Source organism: Aquamicrobium aerolatum DSM 21857 (assembly GCF_900113935.1).
GTDB lineage: Bacteria > Pseudomonadota > Alphaproteobacteria > Rhizobiales > Rhizobiaceae > Aerobium > Aerobium aerolatum.
Map to the genome: position 1 here is coordinate 66161 of NZ_FORF01000016.1, position 21612 is coordinate 87772.

The 21612-nt window shown below is 62.8% G+C and carries 16 protein-coding genes; all 16 read right to left on the reverse strand.

Going from position 1 to position 21612, the window contains the following annotated elements:
* Nucleotides 1–144: 144 nt before the first annotated feature.
* The 16 genes from ligA to BMZ42_RS13785 all read right to left on the reverse strand — a co-directional run bounded on the left by ligA (nucleotide 145) and on the right by BMZ42_RS13785 (nucleotide 21602).
* Nucleotides 145–2304: an NAD-dependent DNA ligase LigA gene (gene ligA, locus BMZ42_RS13710; RefSeq protein ID WP_420492473.1), complete on the reverse strand. Its 2160-nt coding sequence runs from the start codon at nucleotides 2302–2304 to the stop codon at nucleotides 145–147.
* Between the two features lie 98 nt (nucleotides 2305–2402).
* A complete protein-coding gene (gene recN / locus BMZ42_RS13715; protein WP_091523454.1) occupies nucleotides 2403–4076 on the reverse strand; it encodes a DNA repair protein RecN in 1674 nt (557 codons plus the stop codon).
* Nucleotides 4077–4085: 9 nt separating this feature from the next.
* Nucleotides 4086–4952 (reverse strand): outer membrane protein assembly factor BamD, encoded by an 867-nt coding sequence (locus tag BMZ42_RS13720; RefSeq protein ID WP_091523456.1) that lies wholly within the window; start codon nucleotides 4950–4952, stop codon nucleotides 4086–4088.
* 177 nt (nucleotides 4953–5129) lie between these two features.
* Nucleotides 5130–6080: a UDP-3-O-acyl-N-acetylglucosamine deacetylase gene (gene lpxC / locus BMZ42_RS13725; protein WP_175556726.1), complete on the reverse strand. Its 951-nt coding sequence runs from the start codon at nucleotides 6078–6080 to the stop codon at nucleotides 5130–5132.
* A gap of 306 nt (nucleotides 6081–6386) precedes the next feature.
* On the reverse strand, nucleotides 6387–8057 hold the full coding sequence (ftsZ, locus tag BMZ42_RS13730; protein WP_091523459.1) for a cell division protein FtsZ: 1671 nt from the start codon (nucleotides 8055–8057) through the stop codon (nucleotides 6387–6389).
* A 74-nt stretch (nucleotides 8058–8131) separates the two neighbouring features.
* Nucleotides 8132–9445, reverse strand: a complete 1314-nt coding sequence (gene ftsA / locus BMZ42_RS13735) for a cell division protein FtsA (RefSeq protein WP_091523460.1) — start codon at nucleotides 9443–9445, stop codon at nucleotides 8132–8134.
* Nucleotides 9442–10377 (reverse strand): cell division protein FtsQ/DivIB, encoded by a 936-nt coding sequence (locus tag BMZ42_RS13740; protein WP_420492474.1) that lies wholly within the window; start codon nucleotides 10375–10377, stop codon nucleotides 9442–9444. Before BMZ42_RS13740 ends, ftsA begins: the two co-directional genes overlap by 4 nt.
* Complete coding sequence (locus BMZ42_RS13745; protein ID WP_091523463.1) at nucleotides 10365–11291, reverse strand: D-alanine--D-alanine ligase; 927 nt, start codon at nucleotides 11289–11291, stop codon at nucleotides 10365–10367. The genes BMZ42_RS13740 and BMZ42_RS13745 overlap by 13 nt, the downstream gene beginning before the upstream one ends.
* A 259-nt stretch (nucleotides 11292–11550) precedes the next feature.
* Nucleotides 11551–12516, reverse strand: coding sequence for a UDP-N-acetylmuramate dehydrogenase (gene murB, locus BMZ42_RS13750; RefSeq protein WP_091523465.1), 966 nt, complete (start codon nucleotides 12514–12516; stop codon nucleotides 11551–11553).
* The gene (gene murC / locus BMZ42_RS13755) at nucleotides 12513–13916 is read right to left on the reverse strand and encodes a UDP-N-acetylmuramate--L-alanine ligase (protein ID WP_091523467.1); all 1404 of its coding nucleotides are present in this window, start codon (nucleotides 13914–13916) and stop codon (nucleotides 12513–12515) included. The genes murB and murC overlap by 4 nt, the downstream gene beginning before the upstream one ends.
* A complete protein-coding gene (murG, locus tag BMZ42_RS13760) occupies nucleotides 13913–15037 on the reverse strand; it encodes an undecaprenyldiphospho-muramoylpentapeptide beta-N-acetylglucosaminyltransferase (RefSeq protein ID WP_091523470.1) in 1125 nt (374 codons plus the stop codon). The genes murC and murG overlap by 4 nt, the downstream gene beginning before the upstream one ends.
* Nucleotides 15037–16191, reverse strand: coding sequence for a putative lipid II flippase FtsW (ftsW, locus tag BMZ42_RS13765; RefSeq protein ID WP_091523472.1), 1155 nt, complete (start codon nucleotides 16189–16191; stop codon nucleotides 15037–15039). Before ftsW ends, murG begins: the two co-directional genes overlap by 1 nt.
* Nucleotides 16191–17594 (reverse strand): UDP-N-acetylmuramoyl-L-alanine--D-glutamate ligase, encoded by a 1404-nt coding sequence (gene murD / locus BMZ42_RS13770; protein WP_091523474.1) that lies wholly within the window; start codon nucleotides 17592–17594, stop codon nucleotides 16191–16193. Before murD ends, ftsW begins: the two co-directional genes overlap by 1 nt.
* 4 nt (nucleotides 17595–17598) lie before the next feature.
* Nucleotides 17599–18681: a phospho-N-acetylmuramoyl-pentapeptide-transferase gene (gene mraY / locus BMZ42_RS13775; protein ID WP_091523477.1), complete on the reverse strand. Its 1083-nt coding sequence runs from the start codon at nucleotides 18679–18681 to the stop codon at nucleotides 17599–17601.
* Nucleotides 18682–18705: 24 nt separating this feature from the next.
* Complete coding sequence (locus BMZ42_RS13780; protein ID WP_091523480.1) at nucleotides 18706–20154, reverse strand: UDP-N-acetylmuramoylalanyl-D-glutamyl-2,6-diaminopimelate--D-alanyl-D-alanine ligase; 1449 nt, start codon at nucleotides 20152–20154, stop codon at nucleotides 18706–18708.
* Nucleotides 20151–21602, reverse strand: a complete 1452-nt coding sequence (locus BMZ42_RS13785; RefSeq protein WP_091523482.1) for a UDP-N-acetylmuramoyl-L-alanyl-D-glutamate--2,6-diaminopimelate ligase — start codon at nucleotides 21600–21602, stop codon at nucleotides 20151–20153. The genes BMZ42_RS13780 and BMZ42_RS13785 overlap by 4 nt, the downstream gene beginning before the upstream one ends.
* Nucleotides 21603–21612 lie beyond the last annotated feature (10 nt).

A 21612-nucleotide genomic window follows, 5' to 3' on the forward strand; every position in this document is an offset into this window, starting at 1 on the left:
GGGATAAAGACATGCGTCAATACAGGAACTTCATGCGTGCGAAGCGAAACCGAAGGATCGCGACACGCTTTAAGTCACGACGCACGCCATGTCACATCAATTCGATTGAACCAGCCTGCCTGCATCAACGGCTGCGTGGCACGCTCAACCCTGACCGACCAGCACGAACCAGGCGTCCTCGTCTATCACCTCGATGCCCAGATCGGTCGCCTGCTTGAGCTTCGATCCCGCGCCAGGTCCGGCGACCACCAGATCGGTTTTCTTCGACACGGACCCCGAAACCTTCGCGCCAAACCGCTCGGCCATCGCCTTGGCCTCGTCGCGCGACATCCGCTCTAGCGAGCCGGTGAACACGACTGTCTTGCCGGACACCGGCGATGACACATCGCCGACCGGTTCTTCGTCCGTCGGCGTCACTTCTTCCAGCAGCGCATCGAGCGCCGGAATATTGTGTTCTTCCGCGAAGAACTCGACCAGCGCCTGCGCGACGACCGAACCGATGCCATTGACGTTGGTGAGTTCCTGCCACTGCGCGTTGCCCGGATCGCCCTTGCCCTGCGGAATGGCGGCATGGCTGACGCCCTCACGCAACCGTTCGAACGACAGGTAGTGCCGCGCCAGACGCTTGGCGTTGGTTTCGCCGACATGGCGGATGCCCAGACCAAACAGGAAGCGTGACAGCGCCACGTTTCGGCGATCGTCGATGGCCGCAAACAGCTTCTTCACCGAAACCGCGCCAAACCCGTCAATATTCTCCAGCTTCGTCAGCGAATTCTGCTGCCGCTTCTTCAAGGTAAAAATGTCGGCAGGCGTGCGGATACGCAGCGACGGATCGTCATGGTGGAAAAAGAACTCGATCTGCTTTTCGCCAAAGCCTTCAATATCGAGCGCATTGCGCGAGACGAAATGGCGAATCCGTTCCACCGCCTGCGCCGGGCAGATCAGTCCGCCCGTGCAGCGCCGGACCGCCTCGCCCTCCTCGCGCACCGCGTGACTGCCACAGGCCGGGCAGACGGTCGGGAAGCTGTACGGTACGGAATCGGCGGCACGCTGATCGAGCAGAACGTCGAGCACCTGCGGGATCACGTCGCCCGCGCGCTGGATCAGCACCGTGTCGCCAACGCGAATATCCCGGCCCTCGCGGATCGGCTGGCCCTGATTGCCGATGCCGCGAATGTAATCCTCATTGTGCAGCGTCGCGTTGGTCACCACCACGCCGCCGACCGTCACCGGCTCCAGCCGCGCCACCGGCGTCAGCGCCCCGGTGCGTCCGACCTGAATGTCGATCTCGCGCAAAATGGTCGTCGCCTTCTCGGCGGCAAACTTGTGTGCGGTCGCCCAGCGCGGGCTGCGCGAGCGAAAGCCGAGCCGCTCCTGCAGGTCGAGACGGTCGACCTTGTAGACCACCCCGTCAATGTCATAGGGCAGGCTCGCCCGCTCGGCCTCGATGACGCGATAGCGCGCCAGCATCTCGTCGACCGAGCGGCAGATGCCCATATGGTCGTTGATCGGAAAGCCCCACGAGCCGAGCCGCTTCACGGCCTCATATTGCGTTTCCGCCAGAGGCTCCCCGCCCGTCTCGCCCCAGGCGTAAGCGAAGAACTTCAACGGCCGCGAACGCGTCACCTCCGGGTCTTTCTGGCGCAGGCTTCCCGCCGCAAAATTGCGCGGGTTGGCGAAAACCCGCCCGGTTTCTGCTTCCATCCGTTCATTCAACGCGAGAAAATCGTCCCGCCGCATGTAAACTTCGCCCCGAACCTCGACGATGTCCGGCGCATCTGCTGGCAATGTCTGCGGAATGTCGGCAATCGTGCGAATATTGGCGGTGACGTTCTCACCCGTCGTGCCGTCGCCGCGCGTCGCCGCAGTCACCAGCTCGCGGTTTTCGTAGCGCAGCGACATCGATAGACCGTCGATCTTCGGCTCCGCCGTCACCGCCAGTTCCCGATCCGCCGGCCACGACAGGAACCGCCGCACCGAAGTCATGAAGTCGCGCACATCCTCATCGTTGAAGACGTTGTCGAGCGACAGCATCGGTCTGGCGTGCTGAACCTGTGCGAACGCGCCCGAAGGTGCAGCGCCAACCGCCCGCGACGGTGAATCGGTCCGAACCAGTTCTGGAAACGCCGCTTCGATGGCGGCATTGCGCAGCCGCAACGCATCATAGTCGGCGTCAGAAATCGTCGGCGCGTCTTCGGCATGATAGCGGCGATCATGCTCGGCGATCTCACCTGCAAGCCGGGACAGTTCCTCGGCAGCTTCCGCCTGGGTTAGATCTTCAACGGATTTGAGCGTGATGGACATGAAATGTTTCGGCCTGAAATCTGGGAAAAAACAGCATCCCATGGACCAAGGTACAAACGGAACCAACCACGGAACGCAGCTTAAACTACAAGGAATCGTCAGAAAACGTCAGCGTTTTCCCGCAACAATCGGTCTGCGGCGGCGCGGGCTTCGTCGGTAATCGTTGCGCCAGCCAGCATGCGCGCGATTTCCTCCTGCCGGTCATCGCGCGCCAAAGATTGCACACCCGTGGCGACGCGATCCGCGCTGCCCGACTTCGAAATAAGATAGTGCGTGTTGGCCCGCGCGGCCACCTGCGGCGCATGCGTCACCGACAGAACCTGAATGCCCCCGGCAAGCCGCGCCAGTCGCTGGCCGATGGCGTCCGCCACCGCACCCCCGACACCTGTATCGATTTCGTCGAACACCAGCGTCGGTGCCGATCCGCGATCCGCCAGTGCCACCTTGAGCGCCAGAAGGAAGCGCGACAGCTCACCACCCGATGCCACCTTCATCATCGGGCCGGGACGCGTTCCGGGGTTGGTGCGCACGCGAAATTCGATCTGGTCGATGCCCATTTCGCTGCGCTCTTCAGGATCGGAACTGATCTCGACCAGAAATTCCGCCCGCTCCAGCTTGAGCGCGGGCAGTTCCTGCATCACCGAGCTGGCAAGCGCCGCCGCCGAGGCCTTGCGCTGCTCCGACAACAGCGCCGCCGCCTCGTCATAGGCCAGACGCGCAGCCCGCGATTCTTCTTCCAGCCCTGCCACCCTCTCCTCGCCTGCGTCGAGATCGGCAAGGTCTGCCGCCATCCGGTCGCGCAGCGCGGCAAGGTCATCGACCTGCACAGAATGCTTGCGGGCAGCCGCGCGCAAGGCAAACAGCCGCTCTTCCGCCTGCTCCAGCGCGCGCGGATCGAATTCCGTCGCGCGCAGCGCTTCATCGACCGCCACCTGCGCCGAATCCAGCGAGATCAGCGCTTCGTCGAGAAACTTGATGATGTCATCCAGCAGTCCCGGCGCGTCCGCCGCCTTGCGCTGCAAACGCCGCAGCAGGCTTGCCAGTTGCGGCACACCGGCGTTCTGGCCCGACAGCACGTCCTGCGCGTCGGAAATATCGGTGGCGATCTTTTCGGCGCGCATCATCGCGGCGCGGCGCTCGGCAAGGTCGGTCTCCTCGCCCGGCTGCGGGTCGATCTTCGACAGTTCATCAACACATGAGCGCAGATAGTCGGCCTCGCGCGCAGCCGCTTCCACCTTGGCGCGCAGACGCGACAGCGCCTGCTCTTTCTCGCGCCACATCCGCCACAGCTTGCCCACGTTCCGCGCTGCGCCCAGATGGCCGCCGAACGCGTCGAGAAGGTCGCGATGCGCATCGCCATCGACCAGAGCGCGGTCGTCGTGCTGTCCGTGGATCTCGACCAGCGCACGGCCGATCTCGCGCAGCAGCGTCACGCTTGCCGGCTGGTCATTGACGAACACACGGCTTCGCCCATCGCCCGACTGGACACGGCGCAGGATGATATCGCCTTCATCCTCAAGGCCATTGTCGCGAATGATGTCGCGCGCCGGATGATTTACGGGAACGTCGAACACCGCCGTCACCGCGCCTTGCGTCGCACCATGACGCACCAGCGATGCGTCACCGCGGGCGCCAAGCGCAAGCGAAAGCGAATCAAGAAGGATCGACTTGCCTGCGCCGGTCTCGCCAGTCAGCACTGACAGACCCGGCGCAAAATCAATGTCGAGCCGTTCGATCAAGACGATATCGCGGATCGACAGGTTGACGAGCATGTCGCGAAATCAGCTGCCGGCGATCAATGCACCCGCGCGGCTCAGCCAGGAGCCCCTGTTCTCGCGCGGCTGTAACCCACCGGATTGAAGCAGGGCATAGGAATCCTTGTACCACTGACTATCCGGGTAGTTGTGTCCGAGAACCGCCGCCGCTGTCTGTGCTTCCGAAGCAAGGCCCATTGCGTAATAGGTTTCGGTCAACCGCGCGAGTGCTTCCTCGACATGGTTGGTGTTCGGATAGGTCTCGACGACGTTACGGAAACGACGGGCAGCGGCGATAAATTCGCGGCGCTCGAGATAGTAGCGCCCGACCTGCATCTCCTTGCCGGCCAGCTGATCGCGAGCGAAGCGGATCTTGGCCTTGGCATCGTCGACATATTCAGAATCCGGCCAGCGCTCGACGACTTCCTGCATCGCCTCGATCGCACGGCGCGATTCCTTCTGGTCGCGGGTGATGTCGTTGATCTGGCGGAAATAGCTCAGGCCGACGATATACTGCGCATAAGCGGCATCGTCCGACGTCGGATAGAGCGAGACGTAACGCTGCCCTGCGGCAATCGCTTCCTCATACTTGCCCATGCGATAATTGGCGAACGCGCCCATCACCATCGCCTTGCGGGCCTGCTCTGAATAGGGATGCGAGCGATCGACCGCGTCGAACTTGCGCGCGGCTTCCGTCATCCGGCCCGCCTCGAGATTCGCGAGGCCCTGATTGTAAAGCGCGTCTGGTGGCTCGACGCTTTCGACATAGGTCGCCAGGTCCATCTTCTTGTCGCTTGCGCATGCAGACAACAGAAGCGGCGCCGAAAGCGTCAGCGCGATCAGCCCGACTTTGCCCAAAGGCCCTTCGAAAACTCCGTTCCGGAAATCATTCATGTCGGGTAATCGCTCTCTGGCCTAGAAACTTATGCGCCCCGGATTGCAGACAGTGACGCCTGCCATCCAACACGACACAAAACGTGCGGCAGTCTTAATTCAACTGACGCCCTTCGGCAACTTGTCGTGACGCAATGGTGCTTTTTTGTGGCGACGGGGACTGCCAACGCGCTGCTGTCAGATCATCCACGGCGCGTAAACGGGCGCATTCACGGCAATCATCTCAGCGCCACGCCCGCGCACCCGGCGGCCGGTTTCGACGATCTCGAACGCAGACCGGTCGGAAAGCAGACGGCGCAAAGCCTGTGCGTTGAGCTTGTGTCCGCCCCGGTAGGAGCGGAAGCAGCCGATAAAGCGCGCGCCAGCCAGCGCAAGATCGCCGACGGCATCCAGCATCTTGTGGCGCACGAACTCGTCAGGGTAGCGCAGCCCTTCCATGTTGATGACGCGGTGATCGTCACCAATCACGACGGAGTTTTCCAAAGAAGACCCCAGCGCATAGCCTGCCGCCCACAGCCGCTCGACATCTTTCATGAAGCCGAAAGTGCGCGCGCGGGAAAGTTCGTTGCGGAATGATTCTGGCGTGATGTCGGTCGCGAAAGACTGACGCCCGATCGCAGGGCTTTCAAAGTCGATCTCGACCTCGAAGCGCGTTCCGTCATAGGGGCGGAATTCGGCCCAGGACGCACCATTGTCGATGCGAACCGGCTTCAGGATGCGGATATAACGCCGCTTCACCGCCTGCTGCTGCAAACCGGCCTGCTCGAAAACCTCGACGAAAGGCGCCGAGCTGCCATCCAGCACAGGAACCTCGTTGCCGTCGATCTCGATGAGAAGATTGTCGATGCCCAGCCCGGCAAGGGCCGCAAGAAGATGCTCGACGGTCGCGACATGCACGCCGCCAAGATCGCCCAGAATCGTCGACAGATCGGTCCCGCCAACTTCGGACGCAAGCGCGCGAAGTTCCACAGGCTCGCCCTGCACATCGGTGCGAACAAAGACAATACCGGTATCTGGATCAGCTGGAACAAAATCAATGGAAACATTGTTTCCACTGTGAACACCGATGCCTGACAACGATACGCGTGACTTGAGCGTTGTCTGGTAGTCGTACACTTCGATCCCCATAAGCCCGCCCCGGATTATACCCGAAAGGCCGCGCGAGCGACCGTGATCTGAAACTCGGCTAGTGGAATCTCATCCCCACGAATCCACGGCCGATTGTTGCTTGGCAGCGAAGATAGTGGTCCGGAAGGGAGAGTCCAAATCACGGTTTTTTACTCTCTGTTACGCCCTGTCTCACTTCCACAACGTGAAACAACACACTGATCTGTAAATACAAAAAGATTCAGGCGAACGCTTTCGCGCCCGCCTGAAATCGCGTGTCACATTTCTGGATAATCCGGGTGCCGGATTTCCGTTACGCCTGTCACGTCAGTTCGCCTGACGACGCAGGAACGCCGGGATATCCAGCTGGTCGTCTTCCTGCGCAGCGCGCGGCTGCACCGAGAGGCGTCCCTGATCGTCAAGCTGCCCGCGCTTCGGCGCATACAGATGCGCGTCGGCTGCAGGTGCACGGCGCTGCTCCGGCTGGCGCAGGCGCGGCTCGCGCGGCTGGGCTGGCTGCAATTTCGCGCCTTCTTCCTCACGACGCGACAGACCAGCGGTCAGGCGCTTGAGCAGGCCCATCGGTCCGCGCTCCTCGTGCTCCTGCTGGTGATGCGGTGCATCGAGTTCTGCACGCACGACCGGCGGGAAGTCTTCGATGCGCGGCATGCGCGGCTGCTGGACCGGCGCCATCTGCGGCTGCGGCTGTGGCTGTGGTGCGATCGGCGCCATCTGCTGCACCGGAGCCTGACGGACCGGCTCAGGCTGCGCCATCATTGGGGCTGCTTCGGCGGCGGGCGTAAATAGCCGGCTCTGGGGACGAAAGTCGGCCTCCGCGACCTGCTGCTGACGGGCTGCAAACTCTGCATTTGCTTCCGCGGCGCGAATTGCTTCGGCGACCGGATCGCGCGGCACATCGCTGTGAACCGGTGCGGTGCGGACTTCAACCGGACGCTGCTGCTGCACCGGCTGCTGCGGAGCTGGCTTCTGCGGCGCGCGGATCGTCAGCGGCGGCGTGTTGATGTCGGCAGCGGCCTTGTCGATGCCGGTGGCAACGACCGACACGCGGATGACGCCCTCGAGCTCTTCGTCGAAGGTCGCGCCGAGGATGATGTTGGCATCCTGGTCGACTTCTTCGCGAATGCGCGTTGCAGCTTCGTCGACTTCGAACAGGGTGAGGTCGCGACCGCCGGTGATGGAGATCAGGAGACCCTTCGCGCCCTTCATCGACGTCTCGTCGAGCAGCGGGTTGGCGATTGCGGCTTCAGCAGCGGCCATTGCGCGACCCTCGCCGGAAGCTTCGCCGGTGCCCATCATCGCCTTACCCATCTCGCGCATGACCGAACGAACGTCAGCGAAGTCGAGGTTGATCAGGCCTTCCTTGACCATCAGGTCGGTGATGCAGGCGACGCCCGAATAGAGCACCTGATCCGCCATGGCGAAGGCGTCGGCGAAGGTGGTCTTGTCGTTGGCGATGCGGAAAAGGTTCTGGTTCGGGATGACGATGAGCGTATCGACGCTCTTCTGCAATTCCTCGATGCCCAGATCGGCCGTCTTCATGCGACGGACGCCTTCGAAATGGAACGGCTTGGTGACAACGCCAACCGTGAGGATGCCCTTTTCACGGGCTGCGCGGGCGACGACAGGAGCAGCACCCGTACCGGTACCACCGCCCATGCCGGCGGTGACGAAGCACATATGGGTGTTGGACAGGTGATCGATGATTTCGTCGATGCACTCTTCAGCAGCAGCGCGACCGACCTCTGGCTGCGAACCGGCACCCAGGCCTTCGGTGACGTGGGCACCGAGCTGGATCAGACGTTCAGCCTTCGACGTGGTGAGCGCCTGGGCGTCCGTGTTGGCAACCACGAACTCGACGCCGCGAAGGCCGGCCGTGATCATGTTGTTGACGGCGTTACCACCACCACCGCCGACACCGAACACGGTGATGCGGGGCTTGAGCTCGGTGATGTCCGGCTTCTGCAGATTGATCGTCATTGTCCTCGTCCTTTTCGCCTGTTCACGCCGCTTCGCCGCTGCGGCCGCGTGGGGCTGGCCCCCGCTGCTGATTTTTAGAAACTATCTCTGAACCACTGACTCATACGCCCGAGCCGACCGCCTGTTCCCGTGGCCCTGAAACGCAAGCCACCCCCGCCGCCGAAACTGCTCTCGAAACTCGTTACCTGCGGATAGATCAGCAAGCCGACAATCGTCGCGAATGCTGGTCCCTTTGCCGCTTCAGGCAGGCCCATGACGCCGAGCGGCCGCCCAAGCCGCACATTGCGCGCGAGAATTCGCCGCGCAGCTTCCGGCAGGCCGGCCAACTGGCTCGCCCCTCCGGTCAGCACCACACGCTTGCCAACCACTGATCCGAAACCGGACCGGTGAAGTCTGTCACGCACGATTTCCAGGGTCTCCTCGACCCGTGCGCGAATGATCCTGTTCATGACGGCGCGCGGTGCCTGCAACGGCATTTCACCGTCATCCGGCCCCATCGGCAGCAGCGTCACCATATCGCGATCGTCGTCGCTCATCGGCAGGGCCGAGCCCTGCATCACCTTGAGCCGCTCCGCATGCTCGCGGCGCGTCGACAGGCCGCGTGCAAGGTCCATCGTGACGTGGTTGCCGCCAATCGGCAGCACGTCCGCATAAACGAACTTGCCTTCCGCAAAGATCGACAGCGTCGTCGTGCCGCCGCCCATGTCGATGCAGGCCGCGCCCATTTCCGCTTCGTCATCGACCAGAGCCGACAATCCGCTGGCGTAAGGCGTTGCCACCATCCGCTCGACCGACAGATGCGCACGGTTGACGCAAAGCTCGAGATTGCGCAGCGGCGCAGCGTCGGCGGTCAAAACATGCATGTCGACGCCCAGCGTGTCGCCGATCATGCCGCGCGGATTGCGAACACCGCGTTCCAGATCCAGCGAGAAGCCGATTGGCAGCGAATGCACCACCTCGCGCTCGACGCGCAGCGCCTGGCGTGCGCCAGCCTGCAACACGCGCTTGATGTCGCCCTCGCCGGCCTCATGGCCCCCAAGATTGATCGACGATGACAGCACCGAGCTTTTCAGGCGTCCCGCCGACACATTGACGAACAGCGACTCGACCGTCAGGCCAGCCATGCGCTCGGCGGCATCGACCGCAAGGCGGATCGACTGCTCGGCCAGCGCCAGATCGACGATGACACCAGACTTGATGCCAAGCGCCTTCTGATGACCGATGCCGATCACCTTGATCGCATGGGTGCGGCCCGGCAGATGCTCGCTCTCCTCACGCGGGCGCAGGCGTCCGATGACGCAGCACACCTTGCTGGAGCCGACATCCAGAACCGTCACGATACCCGAACGGCCGGCAGCCTTGTCTTTCGATGAACCGAGCCAGCTCATATGTTTTCTCCAGCTGGCCGGTACTGCTTGCCCAGGCGTTCTTTCAGGGTCGCCTCGCGCGCCGTTGCCGCGTCAGGCGAAAGCTTGACGACAAGGCGGTCGCTGAACCGCATGTCGATCGACTCGACATCGCGCGACAGCAACTCATCGCGGGCATCCAGCGCCACCAGATCGGCAAGCGCCCGCTCTTCTCCGGTTTCCGGAAGATTGATCGTCATGCCGTTGTCCAGACGCAGATCCCAGCGACGCTCGGAGACGCGAACATAACCGCGCACGCGCGTTGCAAGCTGCGGATAACCGGCAACCATCGCCACAAACGACACTGCATGTTCCGGCGCTCCGGCGCCGACGATCAGCGGCAGATCGAGATGGCGCGAGCCTGCCAGCGGCGCAATGATTTCGCCGCTCTGCTCGACCACCGAAAGCCGGCTGCCCTGCTGCCACAATGCGAACGGTGCCTTCTCGACGACCTTCACTTCGAGCGTTGCGGGATAGACCTTGCGCACCGAAACGCTCTCCACCCATGGCAGGCTGGCGATCCGCTCGCGCGCTTCCTCGGGATCGAACCCGACCAGCGACGTCCAGCCATCGAGGCCGACGCGATCGAAGATGTCGATCTCGGAGGTTTCATGATTTCCACTGACGCGAATCTCGTCGATCGCAAAACCGGTGCGCGCGGTCACGGCCTGCACCACGGCAGGCAGATGACCGCCAACGACCGTGCCATAGGCACTGAACGATCCGATGAGCGCCACCGACAGCGTCGCCATGGCAAAGGATGGCAGCGCGACCTCGCCCGACCACACACGCGCGGCAAGACGCGCCGGCCTGCGCAGCAAGCGCGGCAACACAAAACCGCCAGGGATCATTCCCCAGCCACCACGCGTACGCACGGCAGAATCAGTCACACGCCCTGACGTCAACGAGAACAAGAAGCGTCCTCCACCATCCAACTCAGCAATTCACCAAAACTATGACCAGCTTCCGCGGCAATCTCAGGCACCAGCGACGTTGGAGTCATGCCGGGCTGCGTGTTCACCTCCAGCCAGATCAACTCACCATTTTCGGAAAACCGGTCGTCGTATCTGAAGTCGGAACGGGACACGCCGCGGCAGCCAATTACCTGATGGGCCTTAAGCGCCAATGTTTGTACTTTTTGGTAAATAAAGGGTGAAACTTTCGCGGGGCATTCGTGCTTTGAGCCGCCGGCAACATATTTTGCGTCATAGTCGTAGAATGCATGACCGACCGGCACGATCTCGGTCACGCCGAGCGCCACATCGCCCATCACGGCGCAGGTCAGCTCCCGCCCATGGACGAATCGCTCGACCATGACGGAATCACCGTAGCGCCAGTCCGACGACGTAATCACCTGCGGCGGATGCGTCTGATCCTCCTGAACGATCACGACGCCGAAGCTCGACCCCTCATTCACCGGCTTGACCACGTAAGGCGGCTTCATCGGATGCTCATTGCCGATCTCGAAGCGGTCGAGAACCAGCGATTCGGCAACCGGGATACCCGCCGCCTTGGCTACCTTCTTGGCCTGTTCCTTGTTCATCGCCAGCGCCGAAGCCAGCACACCGGAATGGGTGTAGGGAATTTCCAGATATTCGAGGATGCCCTGAATTGTGCCGTCTTCCCCGTAGGGGCCGTGCAACGCATTGAACGCCACATCAGGGCGCAGGTCGGCCAGAACACGGGCTACATCGCGCCCGACATCGACGCGCGTCACGCGGTAACCTTCCGCCTCGAGCGCATCTGCACAGGCCGCACCTGATGACAAGGAGACTGGCCGCTCGGACGAAAATCCGCCCATCAATACAGCCACGTGCTTTTTCGTCATATGCGGAAATCCCCTCGGCCGACGACGCATCCTGCCCCCTGGTTTGAGTCCGAGTCTCCTGCGGAAAGGCTCCGCTGGCGTCCCACCCTCGACTCAAAACAAGGAAACGATTCGTCCCTAAGGAATCAGAGCTTGGATTCCGTGGCAAGCCCTTGAGATTCAGCGAAGATTCACTTTTTGCGACAATCGCGGGAAGACCGGCCATAAACCGGATTCCGGTTTATGGTTTGTTCTCCCGTCACCTCAGGCAAAGCGGGATTCAGATGAACTGTCCGAGAAATTCCTGGACCGTGCGTTCCGGCTTGAACTCACCGACGCGCTTGATTTCCCATTCGAGCTTGATGCCCGAAGTTTCAAGCACGCGGGAGCGTACGGTTTCGCCAAGATATTCAAGATCATAACCAGTCGCGGAACCGGTGTTGATCATGAAATTGCAATGCATGGGCGACATTTGCGCGCCACCGATCATCAGCCCCCGGCACCCGGCCTTGTCGACTTCCTTCCACGCCGAACTGCCTTCGGGGTTCTTGAAAGTCGACCCGCCGGTCTTTTCGCGGATCGGCTGGACCGTCTCGCGATGGTTCTGCACCTCGTCCATCGCCGCGCGGATCACGGCAGGGTCTTCGCGATAGCCCTCGAACTCCGCCGAAACGAAAATCAGCTCTTTGGCTGCCGATGAATGGCGATAGGCGTAGCCCATCTCCTCATTGGTCAGCGTGTGCACCGTTCCCGACCTGTCGACAGCGCGCACCGAGACGACCCGCTCGCGGGTTTCGACACCGTTCGCCCCGGCATTCATCCGCAACGCGCCGCCGATGGCTCCAGGAATGCCGTGATAGAAATGGAAGCCGCCAATGCCCGCATCGAGCGCCGCCGCCGCGACGCGCTTGTCAGGCACCGCCGTGCCGGCCCGCAGACGCGTCTCAGACAGGATCTCGACCGCGCCGAAGCCTTTGGCCGACAAGCGGATCACAACGCCTCTGATGCCGCCTTCGCGCACCAAAAGGTTGGAGCCGATGCCGACCACCATGACCGGAACGTCCGCAGGCAGAATCTTCAGGAACGCCGCCAGATCGTCCTCGTCGGCTGGCTGGAAAAGCAGGTCTGCCGGACCGCCAGCGCGAAACCAGGTGATCGCTTCCATCGGCGCGTCGGGCGTGAAGCGCCCACGAATGTCTGCAACCGCCCCGCCAAGACGCTCAAGCAGCGCCGTCCCCTTGGTCATCCGCCAGCCCCCAGTTCTGCGGGAAGTGCATAGGCCCACTGCGTGATGTTGCCAGCACCCAGGAGGATCACCAGATCGCCCGGCTGCGCCAGTTCCCGCACCAGCGGCGCGATGGCCTCGGCGCCTGCGATATGGCGCGCGTCCCTGTGACCGCCGGCGCGAATGCGCGACACCAGCGTTTCGGACGACACGCCCTCGATCGGCTCCTCGCCAGCCGCATAGACCGGCGCGACCATCACCGTGTCCGCGTCGTTGAAGCAGGCGGCGAACTCGTCGAACAGGTCACGCAAACGCGTGAACCGGTGCGGCTGGGCAATGGCGATAACGCGGCCCTTGCAGGCATCACGCGCCGCGCGCAGCACCGCCTTGATCTCGACCGGATGGTGGCCGTAATCGTCAAAGATCTCGACGCCATTCCACGAGCCGGTATTGGTGAAGCGCCGCTTCACGCCGCCAAACGACGACAGGCCGCGCGCAATCGCCTCGGACGACAGTCCCAGCTCATGCGCAACCGCAATCGCCGCCGTTGCGTTGGAGATGTTGTGGCGACCCGGCATCGGCAGGCGCAGCGCCTCAATCGTCTTTTCCTGCCCGGTCTTGCGGTCGCGAATGCTGACGTCGAAAATCGACGTCACGCCATCCATGCGGATATTGGAGAACCGCACATCCGCATGTTTGTTTTCGCCATAGGTCACGACCCGGCGGTCGCCGATGCGCGAGACCAGCGCCTGCACTTCCGGATGGTCAATGCACATGACGCCGAAGCCGTAGAACGGCACGTTCTCGACAAACTGGCGAAACGCGTCGCGAACCTTGTCGAACGAGCCGTAATGGTCGAGGTGCTCCGGGTCGATATTGGTGATGACCGCAATATCGGCGGGCAGTTTCAGGAAGGTGCCGTCGCTTTCGTCGGCCTCCACCACCATCCACTCGCCCCCGCCCATGCGCGCATTGGTGCCATAGGCGTTGATGATGCCGCCATTGACGACGGTCGGGTCCAGCCCACCGGCCTCAAGCAGCGTCGCGACCATCGAGGTCGTGGTCGTCTTGCCGTGGGTGCCACCAATCGCGATGGCATTGCGAAAACGCATCAGCTCGGCGAGCATTTCGGCACGCCGCACGATTGGCAGCAGCTTTTCGCGCGCGGCGATCAGTTCCGGGTTGGTCTTCTTCACCGCCGTCGAAACGACGACGACTTCGGCGTCGCCGAGATTATCAGCGGTGTGGCCGACAAAGCAGGTGATGCCCTTGTCGCGCAGACGCTGCACATTGGCGCTGTCTGCCTGGTCGGAGCCCTGCACCTGATAGCCCAGATTGTGCAGCACCTCTGCGATGCCGCTCATGCCGATGCCGCCAATGCCGATGAAATGCACGACGCCGATTGTCTGCGGCATTTTCATGCGCGGGTCCTTCCTTTGAACTGAGCAATGGATTCGCCCGACGCAATAGCCTCCACGAGGTCTGCAAGCAACTGCGTGGCGTTCGGCTTGCCGACCGAACGCGCCGCTTGCGCCATCTGCGCGCTGCGCGCGGCGTCGGTCATATAGGCCGCCAGCTTCTGCGCAATCACCTCAGGCGAGAGCCCGGATTGCGGGCAAACCTCCGCGCCCCCGGCCCGCTCCAGCGCCGCCGCATTTGCGGCCTGATCATGGTCGAGCGCGTGAGGATAGGGCACCAGCATCGCCGGCCGGCCGATGGTGGCAATCTCCGAAACGGTCGATGCGCCCGAGCGCGAGATCACCAGCTGCGCCTGCGCCATCCGCTGCGCCATGTCGGTGAAGAATGGCGAGATGTCAGCCTGGATACCCAGCGCGTCATAAGCCGCGATGGTGCGCTGGGCGTCTTCCGCCCGCGCCTGCTGGGTGACGCGCAACCGCGCGCGCAATTCCTGCGGCAACAGGGCAATCGCTGCCGGGATGGCATCCGAAAAGAACTGCGCACCCTGGCTGCCGCCAAACACCAGCAGATGAAATGGCTCGCCGTCGGAAGACGCCCGATAGGGCGTCGCCGCAGCTTTCAGAACCGCCGGACGCACCGGGTTGCCTGTCTCGATGATCTTGCCGGCATTGGCGCCAGAGGCCGCCAGAAAGCCACCTGCAATCGCGGTCACACGCGCGGCCAGCGCCCTGTTGGCACGCCCCATCACCGCGTTCTGCTCATGCACCAGCGTCGGCACGTTGCGCCGCGTCGCTGCCCAGAGCGGCGGCAGGGTCGGATAACCGCCAAAGCCGACCACCGCCTTCGGCTTGATCTTGCCGATCACCCGGCCAGCTTCCTGCGCACCGCGCCAGATCGTCCAGAACGCGCGCGCCAACGCCAGCGGGTTCTTCGAGCCGATGGTTGCCGACGGGATCGCATGCAGAGCCGTGGCTGGAAACGTCCCGGCATAGCGTTCGGCGCGGCTGTCGGTGGCCAGATGCACGTCCCAGCCACGCGCGATCAGTTCATGCGACAGCGCCTCGGCCGGAAACAGGTGCCCGCCCGTGCCTCCGGCGGCAAGGAGGATGGTGCCCTTCGTCATCATTCTGCCGGCTGCATAAAGCGCGTCGAGCGCGGTTTACCCGTCCGCATGCGCTTTTGCGGATCTTTTCGGGTCAATGCGAGCAGCATGCCCATCGAGATCGCCATCGCGATCAGCGACGAGCCGCCATAGGAGACAAACGGCAAGGTCATTCCCTTGGCCGGCAACAGATTGAGGTTCACGCCCATGTTGATGATCGACTGCAGGCCGAACAGCACCACGAGGCCGCCGACGGCATAGCGGGCGAAGTCGTCGGTTTCATTCAGCGACTTGTTCAAGCCGCGCAACACCACGAACGCAAACAGCCCCGCAATCAGCAGGCAGACGACAAGGCCGAACTCTTCACCGGCAACCGCGAACACGAAGTCGGTGTGGCTGTCAGGCAGGATGCGCTTGACCGTGCCCTCGCCCGGTCCTTGCCCCAGCCAGCCGCCCCGCAGCAGGGCTTCGCGCCCCATATCCACCTGATACGTGTCGCCCTCGCCGGTCAGAAAGCGGTCGATACGACCGGCAACGTGCGGAAAGGCGCTATAGGCGACGAGCCCCACGCTGATACCCGCGCCGCCCAGAACCACGATCCAGAACCATGGCATTCCGGCCATGAAGAACATCACGCCCCAGGTCGCCAGAACCAGCAAGGTCTGGCCAAGGTCGGGCTGGGCGATCAGCAGCGCCAGCACGACACCGAGCAGCAGCATGGCAAAGAGATTGCCCGGCATTTCAGACTGTCGCGTATGCTCGGAAAACAGCCACGCGCAAATCACAACAAAAGCCGGTTTCATGTATTCGGAGGGCTGGATCGAAATGCCGGCGAGATGAACCCAGCGCCGGGAACCCTTGATCTCAACGCCGAAATATAGCGCAGCAAACATCAGGACCAGCGCACCGGCGAGCATGAACAATGCCAGTCTCCGGACATGGCGCGCAGACAGGAACGACACGCCGATCATCACGATCACTGCAGGGACCATGAAGGTCATCTGCCGGATGACGAAGTGATAGCTGTCGAGGCCGATGCGCTCGGCGACCGCGGGCGATGCCGCAAACGACAGGACGATCCCCATCCCCATCAGCACAAGGAAGGCGGCGAAGAACCAGCGGTCGATCGTCCACCACCAGTTGGCTACAGGCCCCCTATCAACGCGACTGACCATCAGCGTGATCCTCCGATTGGCTCGATACCCTCAAGAGCAAGGACGGCGTCGCGAAAAGCGTCGCCCCGCACCTCGAAATTTCTGAACTGGTCGAAACTGGCGCAGGCAGGCGACAGCATCACCACCGCCTCGTCGCCCGCAGCCTCTTGCGCAGCGTCGCGTGCAGCGTGCTGCAACGCTTCGTCAAGCGTGCCGGAGATTTCGAACGGAGCGTCGCTGCCAAGGGTCGCGGCAAATGCCGGTGCGGCCTCGCCGATCAGATAGGCCTTGGCGATGCGCGGAAAGAATGAACGCAGCGCCTCGATCCCGCCCTCTTTCGGCAAACCGCCGACGATCCAGTGTATGCGCGCAAAGCTTGCCAGCGCCGGCGCGGAAGCCTCCGCATTGGTGGCCTTGGAATCGTTGATGAACAGCACGTTGCCGCGTCGCCCGACCTGCTCCATACGGTGTGCAAGGCCGGGGAAGCTTCTCAACCCGGCTTGAATTTCCTCAAGATCGAGCCCGACACTCAGGCAGGCGGCGACAGCGGCAAGCGCGTTCTGCGCATTGTGCGCGCCGCGCAGCGATCCGATATCGGCCAGCGATACGACCGCCCTGCTCGTCCCTGCGCCAGCGCGGATGAGTGCTGCGCCCTTCGCGAAATATCCGTCCACCAGCGGCGAATCTTTCGAAATCCGCACGATGTTCTTCCCGGCGCTTTCCAGCCGGTCGGCGATCTGCCTGCAATAATCGTCGTCGACCCCGATGATCGCGGTGGCGGACCCGGCCACCAACCGTTCCTTGATCTGGGCATAACGCTGCATCGTGCCGTGGCGATCGAGATGGTCCGGCGTCAGGTTGAGGAGGATGCCGGCAGTCGGGTTGAGCGACGGTGCCAGCTCGATCTGATAGGACGAGCATTCGATGACGTAGAAGCAATCCCTGGCCGGTGCGTCGAGCGTCATCACCGCGCGGCCAATATTCCCGCCCATCTGCGCGTTGCGTCCCGATGCGGCGATGATATGCGCAATCAGCGCCGTGGTCGTCGATTTGCCATTCGTGCCGGTGATGGCGATCAGCGGGGCGTCAGGCGCGTGTGCTGCCCGCTCGCGTGCGAACAGTTCCACGTCGCCGATAATCTCGACGCCCGCTTGATGGGCAAGATCGACGGTCCAGTGCGGCTTGGGATGCGTCAGCGGCACGCCGGGCGACAGCACGAACGCCGATAGCGAAGACCAGTCGATCTGGGCGAGGTCGGCAACATTAATGCCCTCGCCTTGCGCCTTCTCGACACTGATCGGGTTGTCGTCCCAGGCGACAATTTCCGCGCCTCCTGCGACCAGCGCACGCGCGGTTGCCAGTCCGGACCCACCGAGCCCGAACAGCGCGACCTTCTTGCCGTGAAACGTCGTTGCCGCGATCATTGGTCTATCTCAGCTTGAGCGTGGACAGGCCGATCAGCGCCAGAATGACCGCAATGATCCAGAAACGGATCACCACCTGGCTTTCGGTCCAGCCGAGCTTTTCGAAATGGTGATGGATCGGCGCCATCAGGAAGACGCGCTTGCCGGTCAGCTTGAACCAGCCGACCTGGATGATCACCGACATGATCTCGACGACGAACAGGCCGCCGATGATGGCCAGCACGATCTCGTGCTTGGCCGCAACCGCAATGGCGCCGATCAGGCCACCCAGCGCCAGCGAACCGGTATCGCCCATGAAGATCGCCGCCGGCGGGGCGTTGAACCACAGGAAGCCGAGGCCCGCGCCGATCACCGCGCCGAGCACGACTGCGAGTTCACCAGTGCCGGGGGTAAAGTGGATCTGCAGATATTCGGCAAATACCGCGTTACCGGCAAGATAGGCAATGACGCCGAAGGAAGCCGCCGCCACCATCACCGGCACGATGGCAAGACCGTCGAGCCCGTCGGTCATGTTGACCGCATTACCGGCACCGACCATGACGAAGGCGGCAAACGGCACGAAGAAGATGCCAAGGTTGAGGACGAAGTCCTTCACGAACGGAAAGGTCAGCGACGACGAGAACGGTGCGTTACCGGACCGCATGATCACCCAGGCGGCAATGCCGGCGATCAGGAACTCGATGCCAAGCCGCGCCTTGCCCGAAAAGCCCATATGCGACTGCTTGGTGACCTTGAGATAATCGTCGTAAAAGCCGATCGCACCGAAGCCCAGCATGACCAGCATCACCACCCAGACGAGCGTGCTGGACAGGTTTCCCCACAAGGCAACCGCGCCGACGATGCCGGTCAGCATCATCAGCCCGCCCATGGTGGGCGTCCCGGCCTTCTTGAAATGCGTCTGCGGGCCATCGGCGCGGATCGGCTGTCCGCGACCCTGCCGGATACGCAGCGAATCGATGATCATCGGGCCGAACATGAAGACAATGAGCGCCGACGTAATCAGCGCTCCACCAGTCCGAAAAGTGATATATCGGAAGACGTTGAAGGCCGAAACCTGGTCGGCCAGCCCTACGAGCATCATCAGCATTGGCTAAGTCCCCGACCTTCTTGCTTACTGGTCTTTGTTGGCGGTGAGTGCCGGAGCAGCCACCGGGTAGTCACGCTTCAGCGCATCCACGAGCTTGGAAAAACCGATACCGTTCGATGACTTGATCATCACGACGTCATCGGCACGAATGGTGTCGAGCAGCAGCGGCTTGAGCGCGTCCACAGTGTCCTTGTGCACGACATGCATTTCGTCGGGCAGCACGTCTGCCAGCGCCTTCATTTCCGGTCCGGCGAGCATGACGACATCGGCGCGCGCGGTGCGCAGAACGCTTGCCAGCGCCTGATGCAGCTTGCGCGAATGTTCGCCCAGTTCCAGCATATCGCCGAGAACCGCGATGCGCCGTCCGCCTTCAGGCACTGTCGCCTCCGCCAGCAATTCCAGCGCCGCCTTCATCGAGACGGGATTGGCGTTGTAGCTCTCGTCGATCAGCACGATTTCGCGGCCCGAAGGATGGCGCAGCACGCTGCGCTGGCCTCTGCCGCGCTCTGCGTGGAACCCGGCCAGCGCCTCGGCGGCCTTCTCGATATCGCCACCTGCCAGATAGACCGTCCCCATCACCGCCAGCATGTCCTGCGCGATATGGCGGCCCGGTGCGCCCACGGTGAATGCAAGTTCGCGTCCCGCCATCCGCATGACGATTTCCGATCCCGCATCATGCGGCTGGAAACCGACCAGACGGAACGTCGAGCGCGCATTCTCGCCGAAGCTCCAGACATGCGCGACACGCCCGTCGCGGGCGCTTTGCTCCAGAAACGGCCATTGCCGGTCGTCGCGATTGAGCAGGACGTGACCATCGCGCACAACGCCTTCGAAGATTTCGGCCTTGGCGCGCGCAATCTGTTCGAGACTGTCGAAGAAGCCGAGATGCGCCGGTGCGATCACCGTGATCATCGCGATATGCGGGCGCACGAAGCTGACCAGCCGGCTGATTTCGCCCGGATGGTTCATCCCGATCTCGAACACCGCGTAGTCGCAATCTTCGGGCATCCGCGCCAGCGTCAGCGGCACACCCCAGTGATTGTTGAACGATTTGTCGGATGCGTGCACCCGCCCGATCGCTCCGAGCGCAACCCGCAGGGCTTCCTTGGTGGTCGTCTTGCCGACAGAACCCGTGACAGCCACGACCTTGGCGCGCGTGCGCTCGCGGGCGGCCACGCCAAGCGCTTCGAGCGCTTCCAACACGTCGTTGACGACGATCATCGGCGCGTTGATGCGACCAAGCGCCGGCAGCTTGCTTTCATTCACGACCAGGATCGACGCCCCGGCTTTCACCGCAGCCGTTGCATAATCATGGCCGTCGAAACGGTCGCCCTTGATCGCGAAAAAGGCGTCGCCGGGTTGCAGCGTGCGGGTGTCGATGGAGATGCCGGTGATCTTTGGCGAGCCCGCGCCAAACGGGCGGCCATCCATGGCGGCGGCAAAGGCTTCGGGAGTCCAGAGGACGGTGCTCATACCGCCAGCTCCCGCAACGCCTGACGCACCTCTTCATGGTCGGAGAAGGGCAGCGTCACATCGCCGACCGTCTGGCCTTCCTCATGGCCCTTGCCGGCGACGATCAGCGTATCGCCAGCATGCAGCATCGCAACGCCCTCGCGGATCGCTGCCCGGCGGTCGCCGATTTCAAGCGCACCTTCAGCCGCTTCCATGATTGCCGCGCGAATGCTTGCCGGCTCTTCCGAACGCGGATTGTCGTCGGTGACAATGGCAACATCGGCAAGGCGCGAGGCGATCTCGCCCATGATCGGTCGCTTGCCGCGATCTCGATCCCCGCCGCAGCCAAACACGACGACGACGCGGCCGGTGGTGAACGGGCGAACCGCCTTCAGCACGTTTTCCAGCGCATCAGGCTTGTGTGCATAGTCGACATAGACCGGCGCACCGTTACCCGTGGTGCCTACCAATTCGAGGCGACCGGATGCGCCCTTGAGTGCTTCCAGCGCCAGCAGTGCCCGTGCCGGCGTGGTGCCGGTCGAGATCGCCAGACCTGCTGCAACCAATGCGTTGGCAACCTGAAAATCTCCGGCCAGCGGCAGATCGATCTCGAAAATCGTCCCACCGCATGCAATCTCCGCCCGCTGGCGGAACCGCTCATGCTCGACCCGCTTCAGCTCCAGAAATGCGCCCTTGCGCCCAACCGTCAAAACATCAAGCCCGGCACTCATTGCGACGTCGATGGTCGCCTGCGACCACGGATCGTCGGCGAAAATGACCGCCGGTGCGCCCTTTGGCAAAAGATCGGTGAAAAGCCGCATCTTGGCGGCGTGATAGTCCTCGACCGTCGGGTGATAATCCATGTGGTCGCGGCCAAGATTGGTGAAACCGCCCGCCGCGAGGCGAACACCGTCAATGCGGCGCTGGTCGAGGCCGTGGCTCGACGCTTCCATCGAGGCATGCGTCACACCCTCATCCGCCAGTTCGGCAAGAAGCTTGTGCAGCGCGACCGGGTCCGGCGTAGTCAGCGAGCCATATTCATCGCGCCCCGGCGCGACCACGCCCGTCGTGCCGATGAAAGCCGCCGCGTGGCCAACCCGCTCCCAGATCTGACGTGTGAACGAGGCAACCGAAGTCTTGCCGCTGGTGCCGGTGACGGCGACCATTGTCTCCGGCTGCTTCCCGAACAACGCGGCAGCGCCCTTTGCAAGCGCGAGGCGTGGATCATCGACACGCGCAACGGGAACGTCCGGCAGGTTTTCGGCGCTGTCCCTGTCTGCAATCACCGCGATGGCGCCGCGCGCCACGGCATCGCCGATAAAGCGCGCGCCATCTGCCTTCGCGCCCCTGACTGCGACAAACACGAAGCCTGGCTCCACCTTGCGCGAGTCGGACGTGATCCCCATCACGTCCAGTTCTGCCTCGGCAGACGAGAGGGCAACGAAAGAAGAGAAGTGGCTAAGCTTCATTTGAGTATTC